We start from the raw sequence: 14,008 nt of genomic DNA, 5'->3' as shown, positions 1-14,008 counted from the left end.
ACAAACGAAGCAGGGACCATGACAATCGCCATGGCCCCTGTTTTGTTTGTACTTTTAAACCATTACGCTGGGTAAACCGTTGACTCGCGCATGAAGTAGGACTGCTTGCCAACTTGGTACCCGGCGGTAATCTCCACGGAATTCAAGACGTTCTTACTCTTGGTATTGTAGAACGTGGTCCCATAGAATTTATTGAGCCGCTTAATCGTTGTTTTATACCGATAATTCCCTTTGCTGGTGACCTTCGTGCCAATCGCCTTGGGCACGGCACTCTTACTGTACACCACCAGCTGATTCTTTGATTTAACGGTCTTGGTTATTTTGACGGACGTGGTTGGCTTGCCATCCATGCCACTCACTTTGAAAGGACTGCTCTTATAATATTCTAAATAACCATTCGTGGTCACATGCACCCGCGCTAGCTTAGCCTTCGTATCATTCTTAGGATAAGCGGTACCTTTATACAGGTTCCCATCCCCACGATAATTACGTAACGCGCCGTCCGGGTAGGCCTTTTGCGTGGCATAAAAACCCAGGTACTTAGGCACCGTCACGTGCTTAAAGTTTTGTGTCGTTGCCGGAATTGATTGGGTCATGGTCGCCGACAAGTGATAGGACTTACGCACGCTATAACTCAATTGATTCAGATTGAGCCCCACCCAGGTCTTGCCGTTACTGGCACTGATGGCTTGAATCTGGACAACCGTTCCCTTAGGAATTGTGATGCTGCCCTTCTTTGCTGAATTTTTGGCGATAATCTTGCGTTGTGTCTTTAAAAATTTATGGGTGGTCACCCCCAAATACTGTGTACTGGCCTGGGCTGAAATAACACTCATCCCGCCAATGCTCACGGCAACTAATCCCGCAATGAATAACTTGCCTTTAATCAAAACGTTCACCCTCCCAAAACTTCTTTTGCTTTGATTATACGCTATCCACCGTTAAAATGACGCAAAAAAAGTTCGTGAACGGATGCCTCTGCATCCCCTCACGAACCCCTTTAACCGAAACTACCAGCGATATAATCTTGGGTCACTGGGATTTGCGGATTGCTAAACATGGTTCCGGTCGACGTGTATTCCATCACATGTCCCAGATGGAAAAAGGCACATTGACTGCTAACTCGCGCGGCCTGTTGCATGTTGTGGGTCACGATAATGATGGTGTACTTCTTCTGCAATTTCAGCAGGGTTTCCTCCACCTTGACCGTTGAAATGGGATCCAACGCGCTACAAGGTTCATCCAGTAGCAAGACGTCGGGCTCCATGGCAATTGAACGGGCGATACACAACCGTTGTTGTTGCCCACCAGACAGGGATAAAGCACTCTTATCCAGACTGTCCTTCACTTCATCCCACAGCGCAGCGCCCTTCAGACTGGCCTCAACGCGTTCGGCCAATTCAGCCTTACCTTTGATACCATTGGCTCGCAGCGCGTAGACAATATTTTCACGAATCGACTTGGCAAACGGGTTCGGTCGTTGGAAGACCATCCCGATGTGTCGTCGAATCTCGTAAATGTTCACGTCTGGTTCATTGATGTCCACGTTGTGGTACCAAATCTTCCCGGTGACCGTGGCAATGCCATCGTTCATCCGGTTCAGTGACCGCAAGTACGTGGATTTCCCAGAACCAGAAGCCCCAATCAACGCGGTAATCTGGTTCTTAGGGAAGGCCAGGTCTGCATCGTGCATGGCATGGTTGGTGCCGTAGAAGACTTGCAGGTTCTCGGTCCGCATGGCCAGCGACGTCTTGTCATCAAAGGTCTGCACCGCAGTGTCTTCAAATGAATATTGTTTTAACATAGCAGCTCCTCCTTATTTGCTGGCCGTGACGCGCCGGTAGAGGAAGTTTCCCAGTAACCGTGCACACAAGTTGAATAACAGAACGGCAATAATCAACACGGCTGAGGCAGCGGCCGATAACTGCGCGGCATTGCTGGCCAAGCCTTCAGTGTTGACCTTCCAAATGTGGACCGCCAACGTTTCGGCTGGTCGGAAGGGATTCAGCGGACTCGCTGGATCCATGGGATTCCAATCAGCAAAGTTGGTGACGGGCGCACTTTGGCCGGCCGTGTAAATCAAAGCTGCGGCTTCCCCAAAGACCCGTCCGGCACTCAACACGATCCCCGTAACGATGCCGGGCAACGCAACCGGTAAGATAATCCCGATTTCCGTCTTCCATTTAGATAAGCCTAGCGACAGCCCCGCTTCCCGTTGGTCACGAGAAACAGCACTCAGAGATTCTTCAATGTTCCGCGTCAACAGCGGCAAGTTGAAGAAGGTTAAGGCAATGGCCCCGGAAATAACTGAGAAGCCAATCTTAAACTTCACAACGAACAGTAAGAACCCAAACAACCCAACCACTACGGAAGGCAAGGAACTCAGCACTTCGATGGCGGAACGAATCAAGCTAGTTCGCCAGTTGTCTTTAGCATACTCTGCTAAATAAATCCCTGCACCCAAGGAAATGGGAATGGAGATCACCATCGTCAGAAATAACAGGTAGAAGGAGTTAAACAGCTGAACTCCGATACCACCGGCGCCACTGAAGGCGTCCGTTGTCCCTGTCAGAAAGGACCAGCTGACGTGGGGTAAGCCAGAAATCAAAATGTAGGCTAATAAGAAAATCAAAATACCCACGACGGTTGCAACAATCAAATCAATGATGACCGTTGCTAGAAAATCAGTCCGTTTAGCGTTCATGTTTGAGTTGCCCCCTCTTAGCGATGACCCGTACAAGTGCGTTGAAGAATAATGACATTAATAACAGGATCAAAGCTAATGACCAAAGGGCGTTGTTGGGAAGCGTCCCATCAATGGTGTCCCCGATACCGGTAGTTAGTTGACTAGTTAATGTTGAAGCCGGTGAAATTAAGTTCTTAGGCATAATCGCTGCGTTCCCAATCACCATTTGAACAGCTAAGGCTTCCCCGAAAGCCCGGGCCATCCCGAAGATAACGGCAGTCAAGATTCCGGGCGTCGCTGAACGCAGGATCACCCGCGAAACAGTTTGCCAGCGAGTAGCGCCTAAGGCTAAGGAAGCTTCCTTAAAGTGACGGGGGACGGCCCGCAGACTATCGACGGTCATTGACGTGATCGTTGGTAACACCATGACGAACAGGACAAAGGTCGCTGAGATAATCCCGAAACCAGAACCGCCAACCAGGTGCCGCATGAACGGTACCACGACGGCCAAACCGATGAACCCATAAACAACGGAAGGAATCCCAACCAGTAATTCAATCACGGGTTGCAATAATTTCCGACCCCGGTTGGGTGAGATTTCCGTCATGAAGATGGCAGTCCCTACGGCAAATGGGGTCGCCACGATTGCGGCGGCAAAGGTCACTGCAAAGGACCCCACAATCATGGGCAATGCTCCAATTTGACCTTGATCAGGCGCCCAGTTGGTCCCAGTCAGGAACTTCACCAGGCTCACATGGTTCTGAGTAAACGTCGCAATTCCTTTAGACGTAATGAACCAGAGCATGGATGCCACCACTAAGATAATGACCCCGATACATAGATAACTAATCCCTTTACCCATCCAGTCTTCACGAGTGGCGCGGGTCGCGTGGTGCAAGCGTGCAGACCAGTCATTCGACTGCGTCTTTTGATTCTTAAGTTGAAAATTTGTTTGTTCCATACGTTGACTCCCCCTTAACAAAAATGAAGGTGCTTCGACCGCACCTCCCCCCATGTGACTACGACAATTTATTAGTGACGCTTAGTTTTGGGTAACAGTTCCCTTAGCGTCCTTAGTAACTTTCATGTCATGGATACTGATGTAGCCCATATCCTTAACTAAGCTGTTTTGAACGGTCTTGGAATCCATGTACTTTAGGAATGCAGCAGTAGCCTTGTCAGGCGTGCCCTTGGTGTACATGTGTTCGTAAGACCAGATTTGCCATTTGTTGTTTTCAACGTTGTTGTCCGTTGGGGTAACATTGTTGATAGAAACGGCTTGTAACTTACTGGTGAAGTACGAGAAGGCCAAGTAGCTAACGGCACCTGGTGTTGAGGAAACAATCTTTTGAACCGCACCGTTAGAATCTTGTTCTTGAGACTTAACAGCGGTGGCACCCTTCAATACGGCGTTTTCAAACGTTGCTCGCGTCCCACTACCTTGGGCCCGGTTGATGATGACAATCTTTTGGTTCTTACCACCAACTTCTTTCCAGTTCGTGATCTTACCCGTAAAGATTTGTTTCAGTTGGGCCATCTTCAAGTTCTTGATACCGGTATCCTTGTTAACGACGGGAGCCATTCCAACAACGGCTACCTTGTGGTCAGTTAACTTGTCAGCCTTGATGCCTTCTTTTTCTTCAGCAAAGATATCTGAGTTCCCGATTGATACGGCACCAGCTTGCACTTGGCTCAGCCCAGTTCCAGAGCCCCCACCTTGAACGGTCAAGTTAACCTTGCTGTTCTTGGCTTGGAAGTTGGCTCCAGCTTTAGCTGCTAATGGTTGTAACGCCGTTGACCCCACTGCCGTTACCTTACCTGAAAGTGCTTCACTGCTACTGCTCTTACTGCTAGTTGAGCTAGTGGCCTTCCCACAACCTACCAATAGAAAACTAAGTGCTGCAATACCAATCGCTACCTTTGATCCCTTATTCATCTCTGTCACTCCATGTCTTTTTAAGATATAGTAGAACCACCACAACGTAAGCTAAGTCGCTAATGCTCGTGGTGCCTCCCCTTAACTTACAAAGACAATTCTACGTGCTCAATTTATGTTTTACGTCGCAATCGTGTAAATTTTCGGTAAATGTTGCCGAAGTCTTTATAATTCCTTTTATATTACGGTCCTTAACCCCCAAACACGATTAATCAACTAATTACGGATGATTAATTGCGTAACCTCCAGAGAATGGCTAGAATTATAGGTAAGAGGTGACCAGAAGTGGCAAATAAAAATGAAAAGGCCGCACGGCATGCTATCATCGTTGATATGAATGACTTTTTGATGGACTATGCCGCCAACAAGCTAGGGAAACAACCCGACTTGGCGGAAAAAGTTTCAGCGGCCGCAAAGACTGACGTAACTGCATTGGATGAGCTATTTAAGGATAACGGGGTGGGCCGCCGTACCAAGTATTTAGACCTCGCCTCGGGCTTTCTCCGGGATGAAGCCGATGCTGATGACGAAGACACCACCCACGACTTTTCCGCTGCTAGCGAGGCCTTGGCCACAGAGGCAATCGCCTACCTAGCCAGTCATACCAGCGACTTTGACCGTTGGGAAAAAGAATAAGACCACAACTTTTAGACAAAAATAACCCGCAAAATCACATCAAATGATTTTGCGGGTTATTTGTTTGCAGGCAATTTACTGCCACTGCCACAGGTCAGCTTTCATGTTCGTCGCAATAATCTGGGCGAGCAAATCAATGAATTGATCAGGCATGTAGGCCGTCGTATCCAGCGTCGTGGTTTGATCGTTAACTTTCGTAATAATCAAGCCCTCGTGTGCCAAGGAAAGCCCATACTTTGGTGCAATCTGACAGAGTCGTTCAACCTGTTCTTCATTCACGGTGGGACCCCCTCGTTTTTAAATCTTACTCGAGCTTAGCCAATCCACACCGGCGCGTCAAGTCGTCAGCGACCTTTTTAGTGGTTTGAACGGCCACACAATTCAATACTTAGGGATTACATCGGCGTTGCCCAATGGCCAGCGACTACATAAGCCGTCAGTGTCTGCGCACCAGCCCTCCTACTAAGGAATGGATCATCAACCATTAGACTGCCACTAACTGTTGGTATCATGATTAGTCGTTGGTTAACACAATGTAGGCGTGAGCGAGCCAAATTTAGGCTCAGCCGTGGGATTTTCCAAGTGGTCTTCTTAGAAAATGGCGACTTTGAAACGCGGTCTTGGCGGTTCAAAGCGAGCTGAAAGACCGCCTCTCAGGTTTCAGCGTCCTACCCACAGCGTTCCAGCCTAAATTTGGCGACCGGCAAGCCGGCTGTTACCTACCGTGTTTAACCTTTTAATAACAATACTTATCCTTAGCCAGTTGCTGATGAATTGCGGCGACGAGCTGGGCCTCATCCGGGCCGTCCGCCACGATTTGAACAAAGTCGCCACCACACTTGGAAAGTCGCGCCACCTCTTGTGCCAGACTGGGATTCAGTTCCTCATTGCGAATTCGAATCGTGGCTTTGCTCGTATAACGCTGACAAATTTTTTTGAGCGCGACACTTTCGTCAATTGCGGGCGTTTCTGGGTAGAATGGAATTCCGATTGTTTTCATCTGTGATCACCTCTGCTTATTATTGTAAGCGATTACATTACCTTTGCCAATACCTTTCAGTCTTTTTCACAAAGTTGCGGTGTGAACCCCATCCCCGCTTGTGCCAGTCCTAAAAATCACATGTGGCTACCCACATCTGTCTTGCGAACGCACGTTCAATCTTGGCCGAAAGTGTGGTATGATATTTTCAGAAATGGAGGCGATGGGGACATGACTACCAAGCTTGGTGTGCGGGAATTAGTTGAATTTACCCTGCGAACGGGTGATTTAAGTTCGACTTCTGGCAGCCAGAACACGGCCTTGCTGGGCGCACAAATCCACCGTCGTCTACAGAAACAACGCGGTGAAAACTACCAAAAGGAATACTACCTCGACAAGGCACTGACACTAAACGGCGATGACTACCTACTCCATGGCCGAGCGGACGGCGTTACCCTCACCGACGACGCGGCCAGCATCGAAGAAATCAAGACATCCGAAACCGTCTTCGACAAGTTGAGCGCTAACACACTGACCCTTTACTGGGCGCAGGTGAAAATTTACGCTTACCTACTAATGACCAAGGAAACCGACCTCGACCAGGTCACGTTGACGCTCACCTATTTTCAAACTAACACGGAGACGACCACTCAGACGGATCAGGTCATTACCCGTACCGAAGCGGCGGCGTTCTTTGATCAGGTCATTACGGAATACATTACCTGGCTGAAGTTTCGATCCGACTTGCGCGAACGGCGAGATCCGACCATTAAGCAGTTGGCCTTTCCCTTTGGCCACTACCGTCCCGGTCAGCGGGAATTAGCGGTCGCCGTCTACAAAACGATTGTGACCAGCAAGCGGCTGTTTGCGGAAGCGCCCACGGGTACCGGAAAAACCATCTCCACGCTCTTTCCTACCATTAAAGCCATTGGCGAAGGCGTTATCCAGCGGATTTTCTACCTCACGGCCAAGCAGAGCACCCGCCGTGTCGCGGAAGAAGCGGTCACCCTCATGGCCAGTCAGGGGTTGAAACTCAAGAGCATTACGCTGACAGCCAAGGATAAAATTAAGTTTCCCGAGGAGGCCGACCTGCAACCCGAAGAGAACCCTTACATGCTAGGCTACTACGATCGGTTAAAGCCGGCCCTTCTGGATTTGATTCAACACAATGATCAGCTCACGCGTCCAGTCATCGAAGACTATGCGCGCAAACACACGCTGGACCCGTTTGAATTTCAGCTGGATGCCAGTCTTTTTTGTGATCTTATCGTGGGGGACTACAACTACCTGTTTGACCCCCAGGTTCACCTCCAACGCTTCTTTGCGACGGAAGATCCGGATAATTTTTTTCTGATTGATGAAGCCCACAACCTGGTCAGTCGGTCGCGCGACATGTATTCGGCCGCCATCAACAGTCGACCGCTGGATCACCTAATCGATACAAGTCAAGGTCTCGACCAAGCCACTCCCAAATTACGGCGTCGGCTCAAGGATCTGCGGGCCACCTTTAGCGACATCGCGCAACCCCTGATTGACGATGGTCAGACCGACAGCACTTTCATGATGCCGCCAGAAAATTTTGAGCACGACCTGAGTCGCTTGGTGGAGGCCATCCACGATTGGCTGGTCGACCAACCACAGACGCCCTTTACCCAGTCCGTGCTCGACTACTACTTTGCCGCCATCAGCTACCAGCGCATCGGTGAATACTACGACGACACCTACCGGATGCGGCTAGAGCTGGACAACGGTAACATTATGTTGAAGGAACTCTGCCTGGATCCGAGTGCATTTTTGGCTGACAGTCTCGCCCTGGGCCACGGTGCTGTGCTGTTTTCAGCGACCCTTTCCCCCATGGACTACTATCAGAACGTGTTGGGTGGCGACCAGGAAAGCTTGGCCTACCAGCTCAATTCGCCATTTGAACCGGCCCATCAAGATATTCTGGTCACGACCTACATTCAAACGACCTACAAGCAGCGCAACGCCAATCTGGCCAATATTTTACTGGCCATCAAGACGCTGGTCGACGGCAAGACCGGCAACTATCTGATCTTTTTGCCGTCCTACAGCTACCTGCTCGACGTGAGTCAGGCCTTTCACTTAGCCTATCCGCACATCAAAACGGTGTGTCAGGAGTCCCAGATGGCCGAGGCCAATCGGAGTGCTTTCCTCGCCAGTTTCAAATCAGATCCGCGTGAAACGTTGGTCGGCTTTGCCCTCCTCGGTGGGATCTTCTCCGAAGGCATCGACCTGAAATCCGACCGATTAATTGGCGTCGGTATCGTCAGCGTGGGCCTGCCCGGCATCAATCCCGAGACTGACCTTTTGCGCGACTATTTTGACGCAGAATCCCACCGCGGCTTTGCCTACGCCTACCAATTGCCTGGCCTGAACAACGTGTTCCAAGCGGCGGGGCGGCTGATTCGTGGGTCCAAGGACGTGGGAATTATCTTACTGATGGATCAACGCTTCGCTAGTCCCCGCTACACCAACCTGTATCCGCGCCACTGGCAACATTTTCGCCGTATCTATCGTCCCGAGCAATTGCAGCCCGCCATCCAAAATTTTTGGCTTCAGGAGGTTCCCCGATGAAAACGAAATTAACCTTAGAAATGGAAGCAACCCTCTACGCCTACTGCCGGGAAGCCGGTGCGTTTGCCGTGGAAGAGGTCACCATGCCCGACGACGCGGGAATCGTGGACACGTTGAGCTACCAGGAAATGCCCGACCAACAGATTGAATGGCGCTGCTACGAGTTGAAGGTCACCAAGAGTGATTTCCATTCGAAGGCCAAGCTGTCGTTCGTCGGCCACTACAACTACTTTGTGCTACCGCTCAAGCTCTATCAGGACGTACAAGCAGAAATCCCTCCACGGATTGGCGTCCTGATCTACCGGCCCTTTGATGCCGAAATGCTGGCGACGGCGACCGAGGCGCCCACCACACCGGGCTACCTGACCGTCGCCCGGCCACCCCGTCACCAGGAGCTCCAGGTCCCTGAATCGGCGTTGACCACGCGCTTCATCGCCTCGCAGGCCCGTGAGGTTGGCAAGGCCAAGCAGATGGCCACCGGTCTCAAGCAGTATTCGACCGAGCGGCTCTATCAGGAATTGAAAAAACGCCATCAACATTACGATATTTATGATCCGGAAGCCAATTTTTACGACCAATTCATTGATGATACCCAGTCAACCGCCGTCACCGCCCTGCAGGCTGAAATTGATGCGCTGAACCTGGAACGGCACGACCTCCAGGAACAGCTGAAGGAGCGCCGGCCATGATTTATTTTCCGTACTTTTGTGGTCGCCAGTATGACTTGTTGGCACTGAAAAATATTGCTCAGCAACAGATTCTGCCACCCAACATTATCCCGATTATTGAACCCGTGCGTGACATCCGGGCGCTCCCCCAGACCGTGGCGGCCTTCGTCGATCATGACCAGCCAGTGGTCGTGATTGCCAACCCCACCGTCAGTGACTACGCGCTGACCCAACAAAAACTCTACGACTGGCGGTCCGCGGCGGATAATCCCGCCTTAATCGTTGGCCACATTCTCACGCCAACGCTCATCCCTACGAGTCTGCAGCCAGCAACCGGCCACCAGACGCTACTCGTTGGTCGGCAAGCGGACGAACTCGCGGCGGCCCAACACGCCGGCTGGTTGGCTGAGCCGACTTATCTGTTGGTACCGCCCGAGGCCCGCATTCGCCGGTTAATGACGCGCCCGACCGTCAGCCTCTTCGATCACGCCTGGCTGCCAGAGCACGACCGCAGTTACGCGGACATCGCTGACGGCTTTTTCAGTGATGACTGGTCCCTCGCCGAAAGTGATGGCTACCAGGGCTTCAGCGACTACACGATTGGTGGCGCCCATTACAGTGAGCACGGCTATCCGGCGCGGGCAGTCACGCTCCACCTGACCTATTTCAAGGGCGACCAGCTCCGGATTCACCGTTTTGTGTCCGACGACCGCGAAGACTTCCGCCACCCCAAGGAAAAATTCTTCCAGGCGGTCGCCAAACTCGCTGACTGGCTGCCGCAACATCCAGCAAGCCAAACGCCTGCCGCCTTAGCCCTCGCCGACTACCACCAGCAACAGCATTTTCCGGGACTCGGCGTCGTCAAGCGTCTTAGTTTGGAACACCATCTCCAGATCATGGCTGGCTACTTCAAGCAACACTACCCCGTCTAAAACTGGTGGCAGTACCCATGTTCCAGCGTAATCCCTGCCCCTTCTCCGATAGTGCTATACTGGACTTATCGGGGAAGGGGTTAACATTTATGACACGGCAAAGGACTATGGGCTCCACGGTTTGGCGACTGCTAGGCGCCAACAAGGTGACCCGGCAGTATTCAAGGTGGGGCCGCATTTTGACTTATTTATTTTGGCCAATGGCTATTTTAGAAGGTATCGCGTGGTTCACGGGGAATCAAACGTGGTGGGGCCTTCTGTTTACCGGCATTGCAGCCATCTACGGGGTGCTGTTCGTCGTGACCATGCCCATTGAGCTCATTCGGATTGCGCATCGTGAGGATCACAAAAAATAAGGGGTGCTTCACCATGAATTCGGGGAAAAGGTTAAGGACGGCGCGGATAGCTCGGGGCTTGTCCCTTGGCTCGGCCGCCCAGCGGCTCCATGTATCACCAGTTACGCTGTTCTTGTGGGAGTACAACCTGACGAAGCCGACAAAGCGGGTCGTTAGGCAGATGGCGCAACTGTACAAATTTAATGCAACGCCCATTTTACGGACCAGTGAGGAGCAGCCAGCACGGGCAACGCGGACGCAAAAAATACTTCGGGTCAGCCTGGCGCTCGTCATGTTACTGCTCTTGCTTTTTCGGTGGCCTCCAGCAATCAAGTACCTGGGTATCGTAATCATCGCGATTCTGGTTGCTTTGTTGCCAGCACCCAAACCAACACCGGTGCCGGGTAAGCTGACTGATGAGAATGAAGCGAACCGGCCATTCAAAAGCCTGGCCCTGTTAGTCCTGTTGACGCCCACCATCTTACGGGCGCCCAATTGGGATTCGTGGACCTTATTGGCTGCGCTGGCCATCGTTTACGTCTTCATTCACGTGGGTCAGATTCGCCAGTTTGTTGCGCGGAAATAGTGCGTGGAACCAGTACTTGGCTGGCAGGCAATATAAATGCGATATTAAAAGAGGCTGTGACATTTTCGTCACAGCCTCTTTGCTATCTCTAAACTAATATGACAATCACACGTTAAGCTGGTAACACGCTAACGCCCTCTGGGACCATGAAGTCCTTTTGAACCAGCGTTAACTTACCGCTCTCAGCGTCGCGTTGGAACAGTGCGGCGTTGTCTGAGTTTTGGTTCACAACCAGCAACAAGCCTTGATTGGCCGTCCAGTTGAAGTCACGTGGGAAGTCACCTTCCGTTGAGATCCGTTGCACCAGCGTCAACGTGCCATCTTCAGCGGTGGCGAAGACTGCCAGCGAATTGTTCCCCCGGTTGGAAACGTATAGGAAGCGCCGATCCTTGCTCAAACGAATGGCAGCGGCACCGTTATGTTCCGTCCAGTCGTCAGGAATCGTGGAGATAATGCTCTTCACAGCAAATTTACCCGTAGCGGTGTCGTAACTTAACGTGGCGACGTTACTGCTTAATTCACCAACCAAGTATGCGACACCCTTCTGGTCATCAAAGACGATGTGCCGTGGACCGTAGCCAGCAGGCATGTCGAGTTGACTGACCGGTGACAATTTGCCAGCGTCAGAAACGTCGTACACGTAAACCTTGTCAGAACCCAGGTCACAAACAACTAAGCGATTGTCGGGTGTCAGGTCGGCAAAATGAGGATGGGGACCGTCAGCTTGTTCGGGTGCTGGACCAACGGGATCCTGGTCAATGACCTGGTCCGTTTCCTTCAGTGTCCCGTCAGCAGCGATGGCGTAGACCGTCACAGCAGCCGTGTGGTAATTGGCCGTGTAGACTAATTGCCGTGCTTCATCAACTGAAACGTAAGCCGGTGATGAACCCAAGTCCAAGACCTGTTGAATGGCCCGTGGCTTATCTTCGGAAACGTCATAGATGATCAACCCACCGTGGGTCGTGCCATCCGTTTCCTTTTTATTGATGACGTACAGGCGCTTAGCCGCAGCCTTCGCAATGTATGTCGGGCTCCCAGCTGATGCTAACCATTCGCAGTCCATTAACTTAGGCGCTGCGGTGTCTACGGTTACCCGGTAAATACCACGACTGATGCGCTTGGTATAAGTTCCAATATAAAAATCTTCCGTCATGTGTGCTGCCCCTTTCAACTTGCCAATATCACTCTTAAGTATAGCACAGCTAGCCGCTTAAGGCCGAGGAAGTCGGTCAACGGCGGTTAAGTTGTGTGGTAACGGCGCCTCCGGGCTGGTGAAAATGGGACCGGATCGCGGTGGGCGACCGTCCGGAGCCACAGTACGGTCTCCGGACTTATTTTGAGCCGCACAGCCCGCGTCTCAAAAGTATCAATTCCCTAAGCGACAAGAACCGTCACTAAGGGAATTCCCACGGCTTGGCCCATTTTCACCACCCCTGCGGCTCACACTTGTTTAACTGCCGTTTGCCGACTTCGACCTTAAGCTACGTGATTCTGTTAGTCCTTCTAGGTTTAGGTTTGTTTTGACCTTCTAAGAACCGAGTTTCAAAGGTACCAATTATCTAAGCGGCAAAGACCGCCACTAAGATAATTCCCACGGCTTAGCCTATTTTGACCGCCCCTGCGACTGATATCCGTTGACCACTCTCGTTCCCAAGCATTAATGGCAACAGTAATCTCCCCTTTGAAATCACGTAACCATGGGACCGGATCGCTGTGGGCGACCGCCCGGAGCCATAGTGCGGTCTCCGGACTTATTTTGAGCCGCACAGCCCGCGTCTCAAAAGTATCAATTCCCTAAGCGACAAAGACCGTCACTAAGGGAATTCCCACGGCTTGGCCCATTTTCACCAGCCCTGCGGTTCACACTTGCTTAATTGCCGTTCGCCGACTTCGACCTTAAGCTTGGTTAGCCGTTGGTCGCTACGTCCAGACTTACTAAAACTATTTTGACCGTCAACACGACCAGCAGTCATTAACCATTCCATCGACAATCCTTCCCCTTATTTCTCATAGACTGGCTAAAGTTAGTTGCAACCTCTCCCTCACATTAGTATCATGGTATGGATGGCATCCTTGAAAAATAAGGACCACGATAGTTAATCCTAAATGTGACTAAGCCATTTAGCAATCACACCAATTCAGAACAACTGACAAAGAAAGGACTCACCGCACATGTCTAGTTTCGAAGGGTATCATCCCCTTTTGACCCCCTTATTTCGTTTCGACTGGCTCACCCAATTTAAATTAAAGTACGTCGCCGACCTGACCGCTAATGATCTGGGCGTGACGGCCGATTGGGTCAATGCCACCATGCGCAACACGATGGACCGTTCCGCCCTCACCTGGGGAATCGAACGGCGGCGAACCCACAAACTGATTGCCTGGGGCGGCTTCAGTGACCTTGACCTGACTGCCCATACCGGTAACATCGGCTTCAACGGGAAGCGCCTTCCCGCTAGCGAGCAACAAGAAATTGTGAATCGACTGGTTAATTTTGGCCACGAAGAACTACAACTAACTGACATGACGCTGACCAGCGCTGGTAAATTAGACGACGCCGTTCTGGCAGCGGCTGGCTTTGTCCAAACTGACAAGCGTTGGCGCTGGATGGTACGGCGATAAACCTCAATGTAAATTAAAGGCGTCACCCACTAG

At 51.3% G+C, this 14,008-nt stretch carries 16 protein-coding genes; 7 read left to right on the top strand and 9 right to left on the bottom strand.

Annotation, left to right across the window (positions count from 1 at the left end):
• Window positions 1–62: 62 nt before the first annotated feature.
• The 5 genes from EKM99_RS02340 to EKM99_RS02320 all read right to left on the bottom strand — a co-directional run bounded on the left by EKM99_RS02340 (window position 63) and on the right by EKM99_RS02320 (window position 4,622).
• Window positions 63–890 (bottom strand): hypothetical protein, encoded by an 828-nt coding sequence (locus tag EKM99_RS02340; protein WP_125580549.1) that lies wholly within the window; start codon window positions 888–890, stop codon window positions 63–65.
• A 110-nt stretch (window positions 891–1,000) separates the two neighbouring features.
• Window positions 1,001–1,804 carry a phosphate ABC transporter ATP-binding protein PstB gene (pstB, locus tag EKM99_RS02335; RefSeq protein ID WP_125580547.1) on the bottom strand — a complete coding sequence of 268 codons (804 nt, stop codon included), beginning with the start codon at window positions 1,802–1,804 and terminating at the stop codon, window positions 1,001–1,003.
• Window positions 1,805–1,816: 12 nt separating this feature from the next.
• Window positions 1,817–2,704 (bottom strand): phosphate ABC transporter permease PstA, encoded by an 888-nt coding sequence (gene pstA / locus EKM99_RS02330; protein WP_125580545.1) that lies wholly within the window; start codon window positions 2,702–2,704, stop codon window positions 1,817–1,819.
• The gene (gene pstC / locus EKM99_RS02325) at window positions 2,694–3,548 is read right to left on the bottom strand and encodes a phosphate ABC transporter permease subunit PstC (protein WP_225419759.1); all 855 of its coding nucleotides are present in this window, start codon (window positions 3,546–3,548) and stop codon (window positions 2,694–2,696) included. Before pstC ends, pstA begins: the two co-directional genes overlap by 11 nt.
• A 180-nt stretch (window positions 3,549–3,728) precedes the next feature.
• Complete coding sequence (locus tag EKM99_RS02320) at window positions 3,729–4,622, bottom strand: phosphate ABC transporter substrate-binding protein PstS family protein (protein ID WP_125580541.1); 894 nt, start codon at window positions 4,620–4,622, stop codon at window positions 3,729–3,731.
• A 285-nt stretch (window positions 4,623–4,907) separates the two neighbouring features.
• On the opposite strand from EKM99_RS02320, the gene EKM99_RS02315 reads away from it, so the two are divergent.
• On the top strand, window positions 4,908–5,258 hold the full coding sequence (locus EKM99_RS02315; RefSeq protein WP_125580539.1) for a hypothetical protein: 351 nt from the start codon (window positions 4,908–4,910) through the stop codon (window positions 5,256–5,258).
• Window positions 5,259–5,333: 75 nt separating this feature from the next.
• Here the strand turns inward: EKM99_RS02315 and EKM99_RS02310 are convergent, their stop codons facing one another.
• A complete protein-coding gene (locus EKM99_RS02310) occupies window positions 5,334–5,537 on the bottom strand; it encodes a hypothetical protein (protein ID WP_125580537.1) in 204 nt (67 codons plus the stop codon).
• Window positions 5,538–5,994: 457 nt separating this feature from the next.
• Window positions 5,995–6,258, bottom strand: coding sequence for an HPr family phosphocarrier protein (locus tag EKM99_RS02305; RefSeq protein ID WP_125580535.1), 264 nt, complete (start codon window positions 6,256–6,258; stop codon window positions 5,995–5,997).
• A gap of 210 nt (window positions 6,259–6,468) precedes the next feature.
• Between EKM99_RS02305 and EKM99_RS02300 the strand changes: the two genes are divergently transcribed.
• The 5 genes from EKM99_RS02300 (at window position 6,469) to EKM99_RS02280 (ending at window position 11,353) form a co-directional block, all read left to right on the top strand.
• Window positions 6,469–8,832, top strand: a complete 2,364-nt coding sequence (locus EKM99_RS02300) for an ATP-dependent DNA helicase (protein WP_125580533.1) — start codon at window positions 6,469–6,471, stop codon at window positions 8,830–8,832.
• A complete protein-coding gene (locus EKM99_RS02295) occupies window positions 8,829–9,521 on the top strand; it encodes a hypothetical protein (protein ID WP_125580532.1) in 693 nt (230 codons plus the stop codon). The genes EKM99_RS02300 and EKM99_RS02295 overlap by 4 nt, the downstream gene beginning before the upstream one ends.
• Window positions 9,518–10,432 (top strand): sce7725 family protein, encoded by a 915-nt coding sequence (locus EKM99_RS02290; protein WP_125580529.1) that lies wholly within the window; start codon window positions 9,518–9,520, stop codon window positions 10,430–10,432. The genes EKM99_RS02295 and EKM99_RS02290 overlap by 4 nt, the downstream gene beginning before the upstream one ends.
• A gap of 89 nt (window positions 10,433–10,521) precedes the next feature.
• Window positions 10,522–10,788, top strand: a complete 267-nt coding sequence (locus EKM99_RS02285; protein WP_125580528.1) for a hypothetical protein — start codon at window positions 10,522–10,524, stop codon at window positions 10,786–10,788.
• Between the two features lie 13 nt (window positions 10,789–10,801).
• The gene (locus EKM99_RS02280; RefSeq protein ID WP_125580527.1) at window positions 10,802–11,353 is read left to right on the top strand and encodes a helix-turn-helix domain-containing protein; all 552 of its coding nucleotides are present in this window, start codon (window positions 10,802–10,804) and stop codon (window positions 11,351–11,353) included.
• 112 nt (window positions 11,354–11,465) lie between these two features.
• Here EKM99_RS02280 and EKM99_RS02275 read toward each other — a convergent pair whose 3' ends face one another.
• Complete coding sequence (locus EKM99_RS02275; protein WP_125580526.1) at window positions 11,466–12,506, bottom strand: lactonase family protein; 1,041 nt, start codon at window positions 12,504–12,506, stop codon at window positions 11,466–11,468.
• Window positions 12,507–13,197: 691 nt separating this feature from the next.
• Complete coding sequence (locus EKM99_RS15710; RefSeq protein WP_164511488.1) at window positions 13,198–13,338, bottom strand: hypothetical protein; 141 nt, start codon at window positions 13,336–13,338, stop codon at window positions 13,198–13,200.
• A 187-nt stretch (window positions 13,339–13,525) separates the two neighbouring features.
• Between EKM99_RS15710 and EKM99_RS02270 the strand changes: the two genes are divergently transcribed.
• Window positions 13,526–13,975, top strand: a complete 450-nt coding sequence (locus EKM99_RS02270; RefSeq protein ID WP_125580525.1) for a GNAT family N-acetyltransferase — start codon at window positions 13,526–13,528, stop codon at window positions 13,973–13,975.
• The last annotated feature ends 33 nt before the right edge of the window (window positions 13,976–14,008 follow it).

Source organism: Levilactobacillus cerevisiae (assembly GCF_003946245.1).
Lineage (GTDB): Bacteria > Bacillota > Bacilli > Lactobacillales > Lactobacillaceae > Levilactobacillus > Levilactobacillus cerevisiae.
The sequence above is the reverse complement of the archived record's forward strand: the minus strand, read 5'-3'. Positions and strand labels throughout refer to the sequence as shown.

Coding starts and splice junctions, on each gene's coding strand:
- pstB (WP_125580547.1), bottom strand. CDS start 1,804: ATGTTAAAACAATATTCATTTGAAGACACTGCGGTGCAGACCTTTGAT.
- pstA (WP_125580545.1), bottom strand. CDS start 2,704: ATGAACGCTAAACGGACTGATTTTCTAGCAACGGTCATCATTGATTTG.
- pstC (WP_225419759.1), bottom strand. CDS start 3,548: ATGGGTAAAGGGATTAGTTATCTATGTATCGGGGTCATTATCTTAGTG.
- EKM99_RS02320 (WP_125580541.1), bottom strand. CDS start 4,622: ATGAATAAGGGATCAAAGGTAGCGATTGGTATTGCAGCACTTAGTTTT.
- EKM99_RS02305 (WP_125580535.1), bottom strand. CDS start 6,258: ATGAAAACAATCGGAATTCCATTCTACCCAGAAACGCCCGCAATTGAC.
- EKM99_RS02300 (WP_125580533.1), top strand. CDS start 6,469: ATGACTACCAAGCTTGGTGTGCGGGAATTAGTTGAATTTACCCTGCGA.
- EKM99_RS02295 (WP_125580532.1), top strand. CDS start 8,829: ATGAAAACGAAATTAACCTTAGAAATGGAAGCAACCCTCTACGCCTAC.
- EKM99_RS02290 (WP_125580529.1), top strand. CDS start 9,518: ATGATTTATTTTCCGTACTTTTGTGGTCGCCAGTATGACTTGTTGGCA.
- EKM99_RS02285 (WP_125580528.1), top strand. CDS start 10,522: ATGACACGGCAAAGGACTATGGGCTCCACGGTTTGGCGACTGCTAGGC.
- EKM99_RS02280 (WP_125580527.1), top strand. CDS start 10,802: ATGAATTCGGGGAAAAGGTTAAGGACGGCGCGGATAGCTCGGGGCTTG.
- EKM99_RS02275 (WP_125580526.1), bottom strand. CDS start 12,506: ATGACGGAAGATTTTTATATTGGAACTTATACCAAGCGCATCAGTCGT.
- EKM99_RS15710 (WP_164511488.1), bottom strand. CDS start 13,338: ATGGAATGGTTAATGACTGCTGGTCGTGTTGACGGTCAAAATAGTTTT.
- EKM99_RS02270 (WP_125580525.1), top strand. CDS start 13,526: ATGTCTAGTTTCGAAGGGTATCATCCCCTTTTGACCCCCTTATTTCGT.